Here is a 16139-nt window from a genome sequence, read left to right as displayed (position 1 = left end):
CTGCGCAGGGCTTTTGGACGCTTAAAACCCAAGGCCAGCCATGCACCACGACGAACATTTGCTTCAACTGATCATTGATGATCTGGCGCCGACGCAACATCTGCTCGAGCTGCTAAAGGAAGAATCCCTGGCCCTGTACGGCCGGGACATGCGCTTGCTGGAAGAAATCCTGGCGCGCAAGCAGTCGCTGATTGTGCTGCTTGAACAGCATGGCAAAAAGCGTAGCGAAATTCTTGTCAGCCTGGGCCTCCCGGCTGATCACGACGGTCTCGCACAACTGGCCAGCCACTCTTCGGTGGGCGATCAGTTGCTGGCGCAGAGCACCGCACTTAATCAATTGCTTGCCCAGTGCCAGGAAGCCAACCTGCTCAACGGTCAGTCGATCCAGCTGCAGCAAGCGACGACTGCCAATCAGTTGCGCATACTTCACGGCGGAGAACCCCCGGCGCTGTACAACGCCCAGGGTTCCACCTCGCGCCTGGTCAAGCCAAGCACCCGCAGCCAAGCCTGACAGTGGTTTACAGCGCGCCCTATCCAAGGCGCGCTACATGCTGGCAAAATGCCGGTTCTTGCGTGTAGTCGTATTTTGTCTGGAGATGGAAGAACCGTGTTCAACGCCCTTAATGCGGAAGATGCTCCGCAGCCACCCAAGGTGCTCGCCACGCCTCTGGAAATCGCCAGCACATTGCGGATGCTGCAAGAAAGCCATGATCCACTGATCATTACATTCCATGAACGCAGCCAGCGCTTTCAGAGCTACCTGGTGGACGTTGACCGGGACAGCAAGACGCTGATCCTGGACGAAATGATTCCGCGTGACGGTGAACGCTACCTCGAGAATGGCGAACCTTTCCGCATCGAAGGCTTCCACGATGGCGTACGCGTCGCCTGGGAAAGCAACGGCACACTGACCATCAGTGAAAAAGACGGCCACCGCATCTACACCGGCAGCATGCCCGACGAGGTGGTCTACCACCAACGCCGCAATGCCTTTCGCGCGGCGTTGAAGCTGGCACAACTGGTCAGCATCGAATTGGGCGGCGAGAAGCTCAAGGCGCCGATCAGCGGCAAGCTCCTGGATATTTCCGCCACCGGCTGCAAATTGCGCTTTGAAGGCGACATTTCCGAGCGCCTGCAACTGGGCCAGGTCTATGACCGTTTTATTGCCGCCCTGCCCTTTGGCAGCATGACCACCTCTGTCGAGCTGCGTTACCTGCACTTCGAAGACAAGATCAACACCACCTTCGCCGGCGTGCGCTTTCACAACATGAGCGGGCTGGTGCAGCGCCAGGTGGAGCGGTTTGTGTACCAGCTGCAGCGCGAGGCGCGACGCTTTGACAAGGACGACGATCTCTAAGCGTTAACGATCGGGGCAAAAAAAACGGGCAGATCCTGATGGGATCTGCCCGTTTTTGCATTCAGGGGCGCGCCCTGCTCAAATCGTGAGGATGCTCCTCCGGCCCCAGAGGTTCCGGCGGGCCTTCGAAGGCTGGCTCGTCTGCGGGCGGCTGTGGATCAGCGTCAGGTTCAGGATCGGGCACGGTAGTCTGCATCTGCTCCTGCACCACCGCCTCATCTACCCGGGGATCCAGGCATGCCACCAGGGGCGAGCTGGACATGCTGTCAGGCATCGCCACGTGGTGCAGCGGCGCATCGTCCACTTGGTGCAGGTTGGTCACTGCCTTCGGCCGGATACGCCACACCAGAATCAACGCACACAGGCTGAAAAACGCATACAACATATGGCTGCCGAAGAGCTTCATGACCACGCCCGCCAGCAACGGTCCGACACTGGCGCCGATGCCGTAGGTGACCAGCAACATCGCGGTCAACGACACTCGCCGATCTCCCTCGACGTGGTCATTGGAAAACGCCACCGCCAACGGATAAAGGCAGAACTGCACCAGGGAACACAAGAACCCGGCCACGAACAGCACTTCCAGAGGCACCTTGGTCAGCAGCGCCAGCGGCAACGCCGCCACTGCCAGGCACAAGGCAAAACACCGAATCAGCAAGGCGCGGTCATAACGGTCCGACAGCCAGCCCAAAGGCCATTGCACCACCAGGCCGGCGAAAATGCAGCTACCCATGAACAGACCCACTTGCTCGGTAGTCAGGCCTTGCTGCGAAGCATAGAGCGGCGCCAGACCATAGAACGAACCGACGATCAGCCCCGCGCCCAGCACGGTACTAAGTGACTGAGGCACGCGCTTTATAAAGAAGCGCGGCTCCATTGGCGCAGGATGCAAAGGCGCCGGGTGAATGCGCCGGGTCATGGCGACCGGCACCAGGCACAGGGCGAAGCACAGCGCGACCAACATCAGCAGCTCGAGGCCGAGTTCCGGGTGCATCACCAGGATCAGTTGACCCAGCACCAGCCCAAGGTAGGAGGCAATCATATAACCGCTGAACACCACGCCACGCTGCTTGGCGTCCGCCTGCTCATTGAGCCAGCTCTCGATGACCATGTACTGGCACATCATCCCCAGGCCCACGATCATCCGCAGTACGATCCAGGCGGGCAGCCAGTTGATCAGGCCATGGCCCAAAACGGCCGCCCCGACAATCCCGGCGCAGGTGGCATAGGCGCGAATGTGCCCGACGCGAGCGATCAGGCGGTGCCCGATCTTGCCGCCCAGCACCAGGCCAAAGTAGTTAGCCGCCATCAGCGCACCCACCCACAGGCTGTCGACGTGGTCGGCTGCCAGGCGCAAGGCAAGGTAGGTACTGAGCAGGCCGGACCCGATCAACATCATCAAGGAGGCGAAATAAAGGGCTCGAAAAGATTTCCAGATCTGGCGCATCGGCGTTCCGAGCGGCTCCTTGCAGTGAGAGTCAGGGCTATCGGCATGATAGTCCGGGGTTGCCGGGTCCGGACAGGCGATATCGGCTGTATCCGGGGAATATTTTGCATATGGCTCAGACGCTGCCTGGCCGTGTGCAAGGTACACAGTTTGCGATAAATACACCGCGCACCAGCTGTGAACCCTCAACGGTGGCAAGGTTCGACCGGTGTTCACCAAGCGCGCACAAAAAAGCCCCGCCAGAGCGCTCTGGGCGGGGCTTTTTCACAGGTGCTGAATCTGGTGTCCCAGGGCCGGTTCGAACGGCCAACCTTCCCCTTAGGAGGGGGATGCTCTATCCAATTGAGCTACTGGGACAAATGACAGCCACCGGACCAGGGGCGCGGCGACGGACGGCGTGCATGTTAACGGCCGAGGTAGGTTTTGTCATGTCGTCCGTTGGCTTTTTGCGCGTAGGCCTGTCCTTGTTCTGCAGAGCGCCGTCTGAGCCCGTAAAACCGGGGGATCAGCCTCCGTCGTGCAAAATGCACTCCCCCAAAATGCCAGCATTGCAAATTGCAACCTTACGGGCCATTAAAGTAGACTTAAGGCACTGATTTTATTGAAATAATAGTTTGGCACGAGACCTGCAATACTTCTCCTACAAAACCTAATCGGCCACGGCGTTAAGCGGAGAACATGACCATGAACAGTGCCCTTCTGTTAGCCCTCAACACCGTAGCCCTCGCTGCACTGGTGACCTTCCATTTTCAATCGACTGGCAGCAATGATCCTGCACAGATCAGCCAGGCGGTGCCGCACCACTTGCAACAACGCCCACAATTGGCGGTGATGACGCCCAACGCACAATCGCCGGTACACCTGACCCAGGGCAGTCAGGCCGCGCCAGCATCTGAACACTGGGTTTTCTGAGGGATCGTGAATGACTAAATCTGCCTGGCTGTTTTTGTGCCTGACCGTTGCAACCGGCATCGCAGGCCTTGGCGCCGATGCTCAAGATGCGCAGACCACTGCTTTTGTTGCTGCCGGTGTATGTGCAAGCCTGCTGCTGCTGACGCTCATCGTGGGCCGCAGAATCAAATTCGACCCCGTCTTGCGCTGATCCTTCCTCCTGCTTATCCCCCTACCTTATGTCGCCTCGTGCTAGTAAATCGGCAAATTGCCACTAGTCTTAAACATGAGGGCAAAAGGCCATATTGCTATAGGATGTGCGGCCTCAAACCCCGTCGCGGCCTGGACTTGCGAGAAGTTCCTTTGCGGAATTACTCATTGAAAAGTTTTCAAACCAGTCCGCAAAAATGCAAATGAGTGCTGGCATAAAGCCTTTAGGCAGTTCAATATTTGTCACAGAATTGACGCCAAGGAACTGTCAAATCTGAGGCATGATGCGGCCTCTTTGTAATTCGGGTTGAACTTTGGTCGTGAGCCTTGTCTTAACACTCATCTTGCGGCCAATTCCAAAAACCGCTCCCCTGAACTAACCGGTTAAATATATGCGCCCATTGAAACAGGCAATTTATTCCAGCCGTACGGCTGACAAGTTCGTCGTACGTCTGCCAGACGGAATGCGGGAACGCATTGCCGAGGTGGCTCGCAATCATCACCGCAGCATGAACTCCGAAATCATCGCGCGCCTGGAACAGAGCCTTATTCAGGAAGGTGCGCTGGGCGAAGAGTTGAGCATGCGCCTGGACAGCCCCGAGCTGTCACTGCACGAACGCGAACTGCTGCAGCGTTTTCGTCAGCTCTCCCACCGCCAGCAAAATGCTCTCGTCTCGCTTATTGCGCACGACGTCGAGGCGGCCGCAGAAGCCAATTGATCTGCAGTTGAAAGCCGAAGCCAGCCATGTGCTGGCTTTTTTTTGCCTGCGATTTGATAAAGGAGTGTCGAGAACAGACAGCAAAGCGGGAGCAGAGGTGCTCCCGCCGAGGGGGATCAGAGTAGAAAGATCGTCGCCAGGCCCAAGAAGATGAAGAAGCCGCCGCTGTCGGTCATGGCAGTGATCATCACACTGGCACCCATCGCCGGATCACGCCCAAGGCGCGCCAGGGTCATGGGGATCAACACCCCCATCAACGCCGCCAGTAGCAGGTTGAGGGTCATCGCGGCGGTCATCACGACGCCAAGCGACCAACTGCCATACAGCAAGTAAGCCACCACGCCGATCACGCCACCCCACACCAGGCCATTAATCAGGCCCACGGCCAACTCTTTGCGCAACAGTCGCGAGGAATTCGCCGTACTCACTTGGTCCAATGCCATCGCGCGCACAATCATCGTGATCGTCTGGTTACCGGAGTTGCCGCCGATACCCGCCACAATCGGCATCAGCGCCGCCAAGGCCACCAGCTTCTCGATCGAACCTTCGAACAGCCCGATCACGCGCGAGGCGATGAAGGCTGTGATCAGGTTGATCGCCAGCCAGGCCCAACGGTTATGCAGAGAGCGCCAGACCGACGCAAAAATGTCTTCCTCTTCACGCAAACCGGCCATGTTGAGGACTTCGGTTTCACTCTCTTCACGAATCAGGTCGACCATTTCGTCGATGGTCAAACGGCCAATCAGCTTGCCGTTCTTGTCGACCACCGGCGCCGAGATCAAGTCGTAACGCTCAAACGCCTGCGCCGCTTCGTAGGCATCCTCATCCGGGTGAAAGCTCACGGTGTCGCTGGCCATCAAATCCGCAACTTTCTTGTCCGGATCATTTACCAGCAGACGCTTGATTGGCAGCACGCCCTTGAGGATGCCTTCGTAGTCAACCACAAACAATTTGTCGGTGTGACCGGGCAACTCTTTCAGGCGACGCAGATAACGCAGTACTACTTCCAGGCTGACGTCTTCGCGGATGGTGACCATCTCGAAGTCCATCAACGCGCCGACCTGGTCCTCGTCGTAGGACAGCGCGGAGCGCACACGCTCACGCTGCTGGCTGTCGAGCGCTTCCATCAGCTCATGGACAACATCACGGGGCAGCTCAGGGGCCAGGTCGGCCAGTTCGTCGGCGTCCATCTCCTTGGCTGCAGCCAGGAGCTCATGATCGTCCATGTCGGCGATCAGGGTTTCACGGACCGAGTCGGATACCTCGAGGAGAATATCGCCGTCGCGGTCGGCCTTGACCAACTGCCAGAGGGTCAGTCGATCATCCAGCGGCAAGGCTTCGAGGATATAAGCAACGTCGGCGGAGTGCAGGTCATCGAGCTTGCGTTGCAGCTCGACGAGGTTCTGCCGGTGCACCAGGTTTTCGACGCGGTCGTGATGCGGACCTTCCTGGCGGTGCGTGAGGTCTTCGACCACGCGCTGGCGCTGCAGCAGCTCAATAACTTGAGCCAGGCGATCCTGCAGGCTGTCTTGTGTTTTCTTTACTTCTACTTCGGTCATAGGCGAACTCCACTCCCAGCAGCGGGGCACGCCGGAAGGATCAATCAGTCAATTCATGATTGGTAAAACGGGGCACTAAGTAACTACTGGGTAAGTCCATGGAGGTATTCCACAAGCCCCGGCGGGGCTGACGGGCGCAATGATACACCGTGCGTCCGGTTTAAACGTTAAAAAACTGGAAAGAACAAGCGCTTGCGAGCCAAAGCTGAGCATTGGCTGCATCTATGAACTGCGACGACACGGCGGATAAGGAAAACACATGGCGCAGGAGAAAAAGATAAAATCCCACACAAACCCCAGACGGCAAAAAGCCCGCACTAGGCGGGCTTTTTGTTTGTATGGTGCACTCGACAGGATTCGAACCTGTGACCGCTCGGTTCGTAGCCGAGTACTCTATCCAGCTGAGCTACGAGTGCAGATTGTGTTTTTAGACCAGATCACAACTGGTTGAAGCCGAGTCACCTGCATTGCTGCAACTGACTCTTAAATGGTGCACTCGACAGGATTCGAACCTGTGACCGCTCGGTTCGTAGCCGAGTACTCTATCCAGCTGAGCTACGAGTGCATTTGTTGCCGCGCATTATAGGCCGTTCAATCTCTATGTAAAGCTATTTTTTCGAGTAATTTCAACAACTTACCGAAAAAACCAGATTGCAACGTACTAAGCAAATAATGGCGGAGAACGGGGGATTCGAACCCCCGACACCCTTTTGAGGTGTACTCCCTTAGCAGGGGAGCGCCTTCGGCCACTCGGCCAGCTCTCCGCAACACGGGGCGTATATTAACCACGTTCATCCCCGTTTGCAAACATAAAAAACGATAAAAATTAAAGGCTTGGTTCTTCGTCCTTCTCTTTCTTGATCCGCAGGTAAATTTCCTCGCGGTGGACCGCTACCTCTTTCGGAGCGTTAACCCCGATACGTACTTGATTGCCTTTGACGCCGAGCACGGTCACGGTGATTTCGCCATCACCGATAATCAGGCTTTCTGCGCACCGACGAGTCAGAATCAGCATACCTTTCTCCTCACGCATTTCAGTTCAGGAACAACAGTCTGCAAAAAAAGGCGTTCGACCTACGACGTGAAAGCCGTAGCCCTAACGGCCTAAGTATTGTCGAGCACACGCAAAAGACCATGCGCCCCACAAAAAAATGAAAGGCGCGGTAAACCGCGCCTTCCTGGCATCGCATCACTCGCCCTGTCGGGCCGGAGCGTCCAGCTCAAAAGCGGTATGCAGCGCGCGTACAGCCAGTTCCAGGTACTTCTCTTCGATCACCACCGAGACTTTGATTTCCGAGGTGGAGATCATCTGGATGTTGATGCTTTCCTTGGCCAGCGCCTCAAACATGCGGCTGGCAACGCCGGCATGAGAACGCATGCCTACGCCCACGATCGACACTTTGGCAATCTTGGTATCGCCGACGACTTCACGGGCGCCAATCTCGCTCGCCGTGTTCTGCAGGATCCGCTCCGCCGCATCGTACTCGTTACGGTGCACGGTGAAGGTGAAATCGGTGGTGTTATCGTGCGAAACGTTTTGCACGATCATGTCGACTTCAATGTTCGCGCCACTGATAGGCCCGAGGATCTTGAAGGCCACGCCCGGAGTATCCGGCACGCCACGGATCGTCAGCTTGGCTTCATCGCGGTTGAAAGCGATGCCGGAAATGATCGGCTGTTCCATGGATTCCTCTTCATCAATAGTAATGAGGGTGCCCGGACCCTCTTTGAAGCTGTGCAATACGCGCAGCGGAACGTTGTACTTGCCGGCGAACTCCACTGCGCGGATCTGCAGCACCTTGGAACCGAGACTGGCCATTTCCAGCATCTCTTCAAAGGTGATCTTGTCCAGACGCTGGGCCACGGACACCACACGCGGGTCGGTGGTGTAGACGCCGTCCACATCGGTATAGATCTGGCATTCGTCAGCCTTGAGGGCCGCCGCCAGCGCCACGCCGGTGGTGTCTGAACCGCCACGCCCCAGGGTCGTGATATTGCCCTGCTCGTCCACACCCTGGAAACCGGCTACAACTACCACGCGCCCGGCTTTCAGATCTGTGCGGATTTTCTGATCATCAATCTGCAGGATGCGCGCCTTGGTATGTGCACTGTCGGTCAGGATGCGCACCTGGCTGCCAGTGTAGGACACCGCCGGTACACCACGCTTGTTCAGCGCCATGGCCAACAGGGCAATAGTGACCTGTTCACCGGTGGACACGATCACATCCAGCTCACGCGGCAGCGGCTGTTGATCACCGCTGATCGCCTTGGCCAGATCGATCAGGCGATTGGTCTCGCCGCTCATGGCCGACAGCACCACCACCAGGTCGTCGCCGGCGTCGCGGAATTTCTTAACCTTGTCGGCGACCTGCTCGATTCTTTCGACAGAACCGACCGAGGTGCCTCCGAATTTCTGTACGATCAAAGCCATTTCTAAGCCGCCTCAGCCCGTAAAGGGGCGCCCAATAAACAAATCTTCCAGCAACTGAACAAGCCCATGACTAGACCATGGGCTCATTAACAGCGCCTTAAATACCGGCCTCGACAAACGGCACAGTCAGGGCCAGGGCCGCGTCCAGGGCACCGGCGTCTACACCACCGCCTTGCGCCATGTCCGGACGACCGCCGCCCTTCCCGCCCACTGCCGCAGCGGCTTGCTTCATCAAATCACCAGCCTTGAGTTGGCCAGTCAGGTCTTTGGTTACACCGGCAACCAGAACGACCTTATCCTCATGGACACTGCCGAGCAGGATCACTGCGCGGCCGAGCTTGTTCTTCAACTGATCGACCAAGGCCAACAGCGCCTTGCCGTCCTGACCATCCAGGCGCACGGCCAGGACCTTCACGCCCTTGACGTCCAGGGCAGAGGCCGACAGATCGTCGCCCGCTGCGCTGGCAGCCTTGGCCTGCAACTGCTCCAGCTGTTTTTCCAGCTGGCGGTTGCGCTCCAGTACCCCAGAGAGCTTGTCGATCAGGTTGTCGCGGCTGCCCTTGACCAGGCTGGCCGCTTCCTTGAGTTGTTCTTCGGCCGCATTGAGGTAGGCCAGGGCCGCAGCACCGGTGACCGCTTCGATACGACGTACACCCGAGGCCACACCGCCCTCGCTGATGATTTTCAGCAGACCGATGTCGCCGGTACGGTTGGCGTGGATACCGCCACACAACTCCACCGAGAAGCTGCCGCCCATGCTCAGTACGCGTACTTCGTCGCCGTACTTCTCGCCAAACAGCGCCATGGCGCCTTTGTTTTTGGCGGTTTCGATGTCGGTTTCTTCGGTTTCCACCGGAGTATTCTTGCGAATTTCGGCGTTGACGATGTCTTCCAGCGCCTTGATCTGCTCAGGCTTGATCGCTTCAAAGTGGCTGAAGTCGAAACGCAGGCGCTGGCTATCAACCAACGAACCCTTCTGCTGCACGTGCTCCCCCAGCACCTGACGCAAGGCGGCGTGCAGCAAGTGAGTGGCGGAGTGGTTCAAAGCAGTTGCATGCCGCACGTCGGCATCCACTTGAGTGTCTACCGGCGCGCCGACGGTCAAGTTGCCCAACACCAACACGCCGTGGTGCAGGAATGCGCCGCCGGTCTTGGTGGTGTCGCGCACCTCAAAACGACCGGACGTCGAGCTCAGGTAGCCGCAATCGCCCACCTGGCCACCGGATTCGGCGTAGAACGGCGTCTGGTCCAGGACCACAACAGCCTCTTCGCCTTCATTGAGCACGTCGACCGATTTGCCGTCTTTATAAATGGCCACGATCTTCGCCGCGCCAACGGTCGCCTTGTAGCCGATGAACTCGGTAGGCACATCAACCTTGACCAGCGTGTTGTAGTCCAGACCAAAGGAGCTGGCAGAGCGAGCGCGCACGCGCTGGGCTTCCATCTCACGCTCAAAACCCGCTTCATCGACGGTCAGCTCGCGCTCGCGGGCGATGTCGGCAGTCAGGTCCATAGGGAAACCGTAGGTGTCGTACAACTTGAACACCACGTCGCCCGGCACCACGGTGCCTTTGAGCTCGGCCAGGTCCTGCTCCAGAATCTTCAAGCCGTGTTCCAGGGTCTTGGAGAACTGCTCTTCTTCAGCCTTGAGCACGCGCTCGATGTTGGACTGCTGCTGCTTGAGCTCCGGGAAGGCATCGCCCATCTCGGCCACCAGCGCGGCAACGATCTTGTAGAAGAAGCTGCCGCTGGCACCCAACTTGTTACCGTGACGGCAGGCGCGACGGATGATCCGGCGCAGCACGTAGCCGCGGCCTTCGTTCGATGGCAGTACGCCGTCGGCGATCAGGAAGCTGCAGGAGCGGATGTGGTCAGACACCACCTTGAGCGAAGACTGACCTTCGTTGGCGCAGCCGATGGCGGCGGCCGAAGCGCTCAGCAGGTTGGTGAACAGGTCGATTTCATAGTTGGAGTGAACGTGCTGCATCACCGCACTGATCCGCTCCAGGCCCATGCCGGTGTCGACCGACGGGGCTGGCAACGGATGCAACACGCCATCGGCGGTGCGGTTGAACTGCATGAACACGTTGTTCCAGATCTCGATGTAACGGTCACCGTCTTCTTCCGGCGAGCCCGGTGGGCCGCCCCAGATGTCGGCGCCGTGATCGTAGAAAATCTCGGTGCACGGGCCGCATGGACCGGTATCGCCCATGGTCCAGAAGTTATCGGAGGCGTAAGGCGCGCCCTTGTTGTCGCCGATGCGAATCATGCGCTCGACCGGCACGCCGACTTCTTTGGTCCAGATGTCATACGCTTCGTCGTCCGTGGCGTAGACGGTGACCCAGAGTTTTTCCTTGGGCAGCTTCAACACGCCGGTCAGGAAGGTCCAGGCGAAGGTAATCGCATCTTTCTTGAAATAGTCGCCGAAGCTGAAGTTACCCAGCATCTCGAAAAAAGTGTGGTGACGAGCGGTGTAACCGACGTTTTCCAGGTCGCTGTTCTTGCCGCCGGCGCGCACGCACTTCTGGCTACTGGTCGCGCGGGTGTAGGCGCGCTTTTCCTGGCCCAGGAAGCAGTCCTTGAACTGGTTCATCCCCGCGTTAGTGAACAGCAGGGTGGGGTCATTGCCTGGGATCAAGGAGCTGGAGGCTACACGGGTGTGGCCTTGCTCTTCGAAGAAGCGAAGGAAGGCTTCACGGATTTCTGCGCTTTTCATTAGGTTCTTCCACGGAGTCTGCGGCCAAAGGCCAGTGCGCAACATCATCAGACGGAGCGACGGCAAAGGGCCGCATTATATCGGCCCTTTGCCGGTGGTACAGCGTGTTTATGTGATAGAAACAGTCAATTAGACGGTCTGCACCGTCATTTGCGTGAAAACTCGGCAAATGTGTGCACGACTTGCTCGATCTGTGCCGGGCTGACATCCAGGTGAGTGACCATGCGCAGACGCGGCGCGGCGCTCAACTTGATGCCGCGCTCGGCAGCAAAGGCTTTCAACGCGTCGGCGCGGTCACCGATTTGTACGTAGACCATGTTGGTCTGCACCGGCTCCACCGCATAACCGATCTTGCGCAGTTCATCGCCCAGCCACTGGGCGTTGGCGTGGTCATCGGCCAGGCGCTGCACCTGATGATCCAGGGCATACAGCCCGGCCGCCGCCAGCGAGCCGGCCTGGCGCATACCGCCGCCGACCATTTTGCGCAGACGACGCGCCTTGGCGATCAACGCGCGCGAGCCGCACAACACCGAGCCAATCGGTGCACCAAGGCCCTTGGACAGGCACACCGAAACCGAGTCGAAGTGCTGAGCAATTTCCCGCGCGTCCACCCCAAGCTTGACCGCGGCGTTGTAGATCCGCGCGCCATCCAGGTGCAGCGACAGCCCATGCTCACGGGTAAACGCCCGCGCTTTCGCCAGGTAGTCCAGCGCCAGTACCTTGCCTTGCATGGTGTTTTCCAGCGCCAGCAGGCGGGTGCGGGCAAAGTGGAAGTCATCCGGTTTGATCGCCGCCAGCACATGGTCCAGGTCCAGCGAGCCGTCCGCCTGCACCTCCAGCGGCTGCGGCTGGATCGAACCGAGTACCGCCGCGCCACCGCCTTCGTATTTGTAGGTGTGGGCCTGTTGGCCGACGATGTATTCCTCGCCACGCTCACAGTGAGCCATCAACGCCAGCAGGTTGCTCATGGTGCCGGTGGGCACGAACAGCGCAGCTTCGAACCCCAGACGCTTGGCCATCTCGGCCTCCAGCAGATTGACGCTGGGGTCTTCGCCGTAGACGTCATCACCACTGACGGCGCTGGCCATCGCGTCGAGCATGCCGGGGCTGGGTTGGGTCACGGTGTCGCTACGCAGGTCGATCACAGACATGAAACAGGCCTCTAACGGGGTAATGTGATGTGCTCTTGTGGGTGATTACTGCGGGCAAAGCCACGGAATATCAAGCCCCAATTGGCTTCAATCGAATACCAACCAAACAAACCGATATAGGTTATCAATACGGCGCTCGTGCAGTTTTTGAAAAACCATGTTAAAAACTCTCCGCCGCCAGGGTTCTGGTGGCAACGTTCTCAGGGCGGGGTGTAATTCCCCACCGGCGGTAATTGCACGCAATGTGCATAGCCCGCGAGCGCTTGGCGCCTCGAACTGCTCTCGCAGGACGGCGACAAGGTCAGCAGACCCGGTGTGATCCCGGGGCCGACGGTCATAGTCCGGATGAAGAGAGAACGGGATTGGCACCTAAGGGCCGCGCGCTGGGTTCATGCTTGCATGAGGCAGTGGTTCGTACCCTTAAATCCCATTCGATTCATAACGCCCTGTTTTTTTCTTAAACAGGAGTCAGAACATGCAACCCACCGCAATCGACAGCAAACTCAAGAACCATCACGGCGAGCGCGTCGCGTTTATCCATGCCTGCTGGCACAAGGATATTGTCGACCAATCGCTTAAAGGCTTCCTCGCCGAAATGATCGCCCAGGGCTACCAGGAATCGGACATCGATTTCTTCGAAGTCGGCGGCGCCTTTGAACTGCCCCTGCACGCCAAGCTGCTGGCCAAGACCGGCCGCTATGCCGGCATCGTCGCAGCCGCACTGGTGGTGGACGGCGGCATCTACCGTCACGAATTCGTCGCCCAATCGGTGGTCAGTGGCCTGATGCAAGTGCAGCTGGAAACCGAAGTGCCGGTGTTCTCGGTGTCCCTGACCCCGCATCACTTCCACGCGGGCAGCGAACACCACACCTTCTTCTACGAGCACTTCGTCCACAAGGGCCAGGAAGCCGCGCGCACCTGCGCCGACACCTTGCACAAAGTGCGTGCAATCCGTCGCAGCGAGCAGAAACTGGCGGTGTAAGTCGCCCCCGAAAACGCCCCGCCCACCCTGGTGAGCGGGGCGTTTTTCGTTCAAGCATCTACCACCGCGCCATGATGTATCTGCGGTCTAGTGAGCCACACGCCGGGCAACCGCCCGCCTTCTCACCTGACCGAGAGCCATCACGCCATGCACCGCCCTCTTTTTGTACCCGACACCCCCAGCGCCATTCACACCGTGCACGGGGGAAACCTGACGCCCACCGACGCAGAAAAAACCGCCAACCTGGGCGGTGCCCCAGCGCGTGCGCAGGTCTATCGGGACACGGTCGTTCGGGTCGAACGACTCAGGCAGCAGACCCGCCAGGATAAAGCGCCGCGCAGAGATACCTTGAGGTTTGCATTCACCGCCGATCAACGCGAGCTCTGGCTCAGCGCGGCGAGCGATCACCTGCACCTGTACGTCGGCACGGCGCTCTATCAGATAACGCCATCTTCGCCGACCCAAATCATCGAGCTAGTCACCGGCCATGGCGCCGACTGCATCCATGTCGATGACAGCCTCCAGAACCCCGTCAGCATTGATGCAGGCGCTGGCGACGACTACCTGCGGGTCGGCGGCCGTCACTCGACGATCCTGTCCGGAGAGGGCGATGACACGCTACGGATCAGCGCCGAGGACTGCACCGTCGACAGCGGCCCCGGTGATGACAGCACGCAAGTCATCGGCGCCGGCACCGCCCGTATCTACGCGGGTGACGGCGCCGACAGCATTCACGGCGGCGCCGGGCTCAACTTTATCGATGGCGGCCCGGGCGACGACGTGATTGTCGGTGGCAGCGGCCATCACCTAATCAGCGGCGGCGACGGCAATGACACCATCAAGGCCGGCAGCGGCACTAACGTCATCTATCCGGGTAACGGCCATGACCATGTCAGCAAACTCAAGACGACAGACCGGGTTTATGGCCTGCCCGGCGACACCCTGGTCGCCATGACCAACGACGAACGCTACGCGTGGTTGCTTGAAAAACTCGCCAGCCTGCCAACCCCGTCGCTCGAACAGGTGATGGCGGTGCTGTTCCCCACCGACCTCGACACAGTCCACCCACCGCTCGTGGCGTCCGACGAGGCCGGTAAAACGGGTCTGTCGATTGGGGGAAACAGGCAGTTTGTTGCGCGCGTCGAATCCGATCTCAGCGTGCTGCGCGTATCGCCCAATGGGCAAAAACTGCTCCACGCACTGGATATAGCGGCACAACGCAGTGGGCACCCCGTCAGCATTGAACCGGGTGACGAAAACAATGCCAGGTTCACGCCCTCCACCGACGCCGACACGCTGATGATCCGCGACGGCCAGCCCGGCACGCCGGCCTACGGCGGGCTGATCGAGTACAACCCCTTTTTCAGCCCACCGGGCTCGCTGCCGATCATCGGGCTCTATCACGAGCTGTGTCATGCCTATAACGCCGTTACCGGTACCGTGGCGCCCGGCACCACCGATGAAACTCACGGAGGCAAAACCGTTGCGATCAAAAACGTGGAGCGGCAGGCCGTGGGCCTACCCATTGAGCTGGCGCCTTTTGACTTCGATCTGAACCCCGACACCCCGCCCACGCGGACCAACCCCGAGGCCTTTACGGAAAATGCGCTGCGCAAGGAATTCGGGTTGCCGACTCGCGACGCGTACCTGGCGAAGCCTTGAGGGAACTAGACCAGCGCCGCGTCGGTGGTGGGCACAATCAGAATCCCGGCCCGCAAACCATTCTTCACTTTCGGGTTCGGGAAGATAATGCGTGCGCCCTCCTCCTCGATTACCCAGCGGGTCTTGGCAACGTCTTCGGCCAGCAGGTAGCCCTTGGCCAACGGCGAGAAGTTTTCCACGTCCGCCGGCAAGTGCAGCAGGAAGGCATCACTGTGCTTGATCACTTCACGCGATACCGCAAACAGTTGCAGGCCGTCCAGGCTGTCAGTGGCCGGCTCGCTGCCTTCGATGATCTGCGTCAGGCGCGTCTCCAGGCGGGAAACATCCACGCCCTGGTTCTGGCCGAACGGCCGCGCCTTGCCCAGTTCCAGAGTGAAAGCCTCGGCGTTCAGTTGCTCATAGGTGAACGCGGTGAAGGTGATCGACGTCTTGTTCTGCAACAGCACCGCTTGCATGCCGGCAGCACACAGGCGCGCCAGCTCGTGACGTGAATGCTGGCGACCTTCTTTCCACGGGTACAGCGCGAATTGCTCGATCTTCGAACCGCGAATGGCCGTGTGCAGGTCGTAATGCAGGCGCGAGCGCTCAGGCAGGCTGAAGAACGTGCGGGCCAACTGCTCAAGCTCAGCGGCGCGCATGGCCTCAGGGCCAATGTTTTGTTCGTGGCGGCCATTGAACAGCCGGTTGACATCCAGCTCGAGGTAACGCTCGCCGCGGCGCATGGCCTCGGGGTTACCGAACAGGAACAGAATGCGGGTGCGGGGTTTGATTTCCCCACGGGCAATGCCATGCAACAGGCGGTCGAGCAATTCGATCGGCGCGGTTTCGTTGCCATGGATGCCGGACGACAGCAGCAGGTCGCTGCCGTTGTCCAGCGCTTGCGGCGGGCGCACTTCGAGCGCGCCCTCGCTGAGCCAGCGCATCTGCACGCCGTCGACAGTCAGTTGAATTTTTTGCGCCGGTTCGCGACCGGCGAGGGTCAGTTCAAGCAATTTGCCGAGGGCGAGCATAAGC

At 59.1% G+C, this 16139-nt stretch carries 14 protein-coding genes, 4 tRNA genes and 1 riboswitch; of the genes, 7 read left to right on the top strand and 11 right to left on the bottom strand.

The annotated features are described in order from the left end of the window. The first annotated feature begins 40 nt into the window (after nucleotides 1-40). Both AACU78_RS12470 and AACU78_RS12465 read left to right on the top strand, forming a co-directional pair. Nucleotides 41-511, top strand: coding sequence for a flagella synthesis protein FlgN (locus AACU78_RS12470; protein WP_106576129.1), 471 nt, complete (start codon nucleotides 41-43; stop codon nucleotides 509-511). Nucleotides 512-607: 96 nt separating this feature from the next. Further along, nucleotides 608-1357, top strand: a complete 750-nt coding sequence (locus AACU78_RS12465) for a flagellar brake protein (RefSeq protein WP_106576128.1) — start codon at nucleotides 608-610, stop codon at nucleotides 1355-1357. 61 nt (nucleotides 1358-1418) lie between these two features. Here the strand turns inward: AACU78_RS12465 and AACU78_RS12460 are convergent, their stop codons facing one another. After that, entirely contained in the window at nucleotides 1419-2804 is a 1386-nt protein-coding gene (locus AACU78_RS12460) for an MFS transporter (RefSeq protein WP_106576127.1), read from the bottom strand. 280 nt (nucleotides 2805-3084) lie between these two features. Further along, nucleotides 3085-3161: transfer RNA gene (locus AACU78_RS12455), tRNA-Arg, on the bottom strand. A gap of 327 nt (nucleotides 3162-3488) precedes the next feature. Between AACU78_RS12455 and AACU78_RS12450 the strand changes: the two genes are divergently transcribed. The 3 genes from AACU78_RS12450 to AACU78_RS12440 all read left to right on the top strand — a co-directional run bounded on the left by AACU78_RS12450 (nucleotide 3489) and on the right by AACU78_RS12440 (nucleotide 4624). Beyond that, entirely contained in the window at nucleotides 3489-3716 is a 228-nt protein-coding gene (locus AACU78_RS12450; RefSeq protein ID WP_106576126.1) for a hypothetical protein, read from the top strand. Nucleotides 3717-3726: 10 nt separating this feature from the next. Then, the gene (locus tag AACU78_RS12445; protein WP_106576125.1) at nucleotides 3727-3906 is read left to right on the top strand and encodes a PA3371 family protein; all 180 of its coding nucleotides are present in this window, start codon (nucleotides 3727-3729) and stop codon (nucleotides 3904-3906) included. Between the two features lie 391 nt (nucleotides 3907-4297). Then, nucleotides 4298-4624, top strand: coding sequence for an Arc family DNA-binding protein (locus AACU78_RS12440; RefSeq protein ID WP_003193592.1), 327 nt, complete (start codon nucleotides 4298-4300; stop codon nucleotides 4622-4624). A gap of 116 nt (nucleotides 4625-4740) precedes the next feature. Here AACU78_RS12440 and mgtE read toward each other — a convergent pair whose 3' ends face one another. The 8 genes from mgtE to ltaE all read right to left on the bottom strand — a co-directional run bounded on the left by mgtE (nucleotide 4741) and on the right by ltaE (nucleotide 12481). Further along, nucleotides 4741-6183 carry a magnesium transporter gene (gene mgtE, locus AACU78_RS12435; RefSeq protein WP_053257609.1) on the bottom strand — a complete coding sequence of 481 codons (1443 nt, stop codon included), beginning with the start codon at nucleotides 6181-6183 and terminating at the stop codon, nucleotides 4741-4743. Nucleotides 6184-6522: 339 nt separating this feature from the next. Next, nucleotides 6523-6599: transfer RNA gene (locus AACU78_RS12430), tRNA-Arg, on the bottom strand. Between the two features lie 72 nt (nucleotides 6600-6671). Continuing rightward, nucleotides 6672-6748 (bottom strand) — tRNA-Arg (locus AACU78_RS12425). Between the two features lie 108 nt (nucleotides 6749-6856). Next, nucleotides 6857-6947, bottom strand: a tRNA-Ser gene (locus AACU78_RS12420). 62 nt (nucleotides 6948-7009) lie between these two features. Beyond that, a complete protein-coding gene (csrA, locus tag AACU78_RS12415; RefSeq protein ID WP_003175645.1) occupies nucleotides 7010-7198 on the bottom strand; it encodes a carbon storage regulator CsrA in 189 nt (62 codons plus the stop codon). A gap of 174 nt (nucleotides 7199-7372) precedes the next feature. Beyond that, on the bottom strand, nucleotides 7373-8614 hold the full coding sequence (locus tag AACU78_RS12410; RefSeq protein ID WP_056861669.1) for an aspartate kinase: 1242 nt from the start codon (nucleotides 8612-8614) through the stop codon (nucleotides 7373-7375). A 97-nt stretch (nucleotides 8615-8711) separates the two neighbouring features. Further along, a complete protein-coding gene (gene alaS, locus AACU78_RS12405; RefSeq protein ID WP_106576124.1) occupies nucleotides 8712-11330 on the bottom strand; it encodes an alanine--tRNA ligase in 2619 nt (872 codons plus the stop codon). 146 nt (nucleotides 11331-11476) lie between these two features. Beyond that, nucleotides 11477-12481 carry a low-specificity L-threonine aldolase gene (gene ltaE, locus AACU78_RS12400; RefSeq protein WP_106576123.1) on the bottom strand — a complete coding sequence of 335 codons (1005 nt, stop codon included), beginning with the start codon at nucleotides 12479-12481 and terminating at the stop codon, nucleotides 11477-11479. A gap of 192 nt (nucleotides 12482-12673) precedes the next feature. Then, a riboswitch (FMN riboswitch) is annotated at nucleotides 12674-12843 on the top strand. A gap of 113 nt (nucleotides 12844-12956) precedes the next feature. Here ltaE and AACU78_RS12395 point away from each other — a divergent pair. Then, nucleotides 12957-13463 (top strand): 6,7-dimethyl-8-ribityllumazine synthase, encoded by a 507-nt coding sequence (locus tag AACU78_RS12395; RefSeq protein ID WP_106576122.1) that lies wholly within the window; start codon nucleotides 12957-12959, stop codon nucleotides 13461-13463. A 147-nt stretch (nucleotides 13464-13610) separates the two neighbouring features. Continuing rightward, entirely contained in the window at nucleotides 13611-15125 is a 1515-nt protein-coding gene (locus tag AACU78_RS12390) for a M91 family zinc metallopeptidase (protein ID WP_106576121.1), read from the top strand. 5 nt (nucleotides 15126-15130) lie between these two features. Here AACU78_RS12390 and astE read toward each other — a convergent pair whose 3' ends face one another. Further along, complete coding sequence (gene astE, locus AACU78_RS12385) at nucleotides 15131-16135, bottom strand: succinylglutamate desuccinylase (RefSeq protein ID WP_106576120.1); 1005 nt, start codon at nucleotides 16133-16135, stop codon at nucleotides 15131-15133. Nucleotides 16136-16139: the final 4 nt, after the last annotated feature.

Origin of the sequence: Pseudomonas sp. R9.37 (genome assembly GCF_963878885.1) — a bacterium.
Taxonomy (GTDB): Bacteria; Pseudomonadota; Gammaproteobacteria; order Pseudomonadales; family Pseudomonadaceae; genus Aquipseudomonas.
The sequence above is the reverse complement of the archived record's forward strand: the minus strand, read 5'-3'. Positions and strand labels throughout refer to the sequence as shown.

Excerpts from the sequence above, each read along its gene's own strand:
- AACU78_RS12470 (WP_106576129.1), top strand. The coding sequence starts at position 41 with ATGCACCACGACGAACATTTGCTTCAACTGATCATTGATGATCTGGCG.
- AACU78_RS12460 (WP_106576127.1), bottom strand. The coding sequence starts at position 2,804 with ATGCGCCAGATCTGGAAATCTTTTCGAGCCCTTTATTTCGCCTCCTTG.
- AACU78_RS12450 (WP_106576126.1), top strand. The coding sequence starts at position 3,489 with ATGAACAGTGCCCTTCTGTTAGCCCTCAACACCGTAGCCCTCGCTGCA.
- AACU78_RS12445 (WP_106576125.1), top strand. The coding sequence starts at position 3,727 with ATGACTAAATCTGCCTGGCTGTTTTTGTGCCTGACCGTTGCAACCGGC.
- AACU78_RS12440 (WP_003193592.1), top strand. The coding sequence starts at position 4,298 with ATGCGCCCATTGAAACAGGCAATTTATTCCAGCCGTACGGCTGACAAG.
- mgtE (WP_053257609.1), bottom strand. The coding sequence starts at position 6,183 with ATGACCGAAGTAGAAGTAAAGAAAACACAAGACAGCCTGCAGGATCGC.
- csrA (WP_003175645.1), bottom strand. The coding sequence starts at position 7,198 with ATGCTGATTCTGACTCGTCGGTGCGCAGAAAGCCTGATTATCGGTGAT.
- AACU78_RS12410 (WP_056861669.1), bottom strand. The coding sequence starts at position 8,614 with ATGGCTTTGATCGTACAGAAATTCGGAGGCACCTCGGTCGGTTCTGTC.
- alaS (WP_106576124.1), bottom strand. The coding sequence starts at position 11,330 with ATGAAAAGCGCAGAAATCCGTGAAGCCTTCCTTCGCTTCTTCGAAGAG.
- ltaE (WP_106576123.1), bottom strand. The coding sequence starts at position 12,481 with ATGTCTGTGATCGACCTGCGTAGCGACACCGTGACCCAACCCAGCCCC.
- AACU78_RS12395 (WP_106576122.1), top strand. The coding sequence starts at position 12,957 with ATGCAACCCACCGCAATCGACAGCAAACTCAAGAACCATCACGGCGAG.
- AACU78_RS12390 (WP_106576121.1), top strand. The coding sequence starts at position 13,611 with ATGCACCGCCCTCTTTTTGTACCCGACACCCCCAGCGCCATTCACACC.
- astE (WP_106576120.1), bottom strand. The coding sequence starts at position 16,135 with ATGCTCGCCCTCGGCAAATTGCTTGAACTGACCCTCGCCGGTCGCGAA.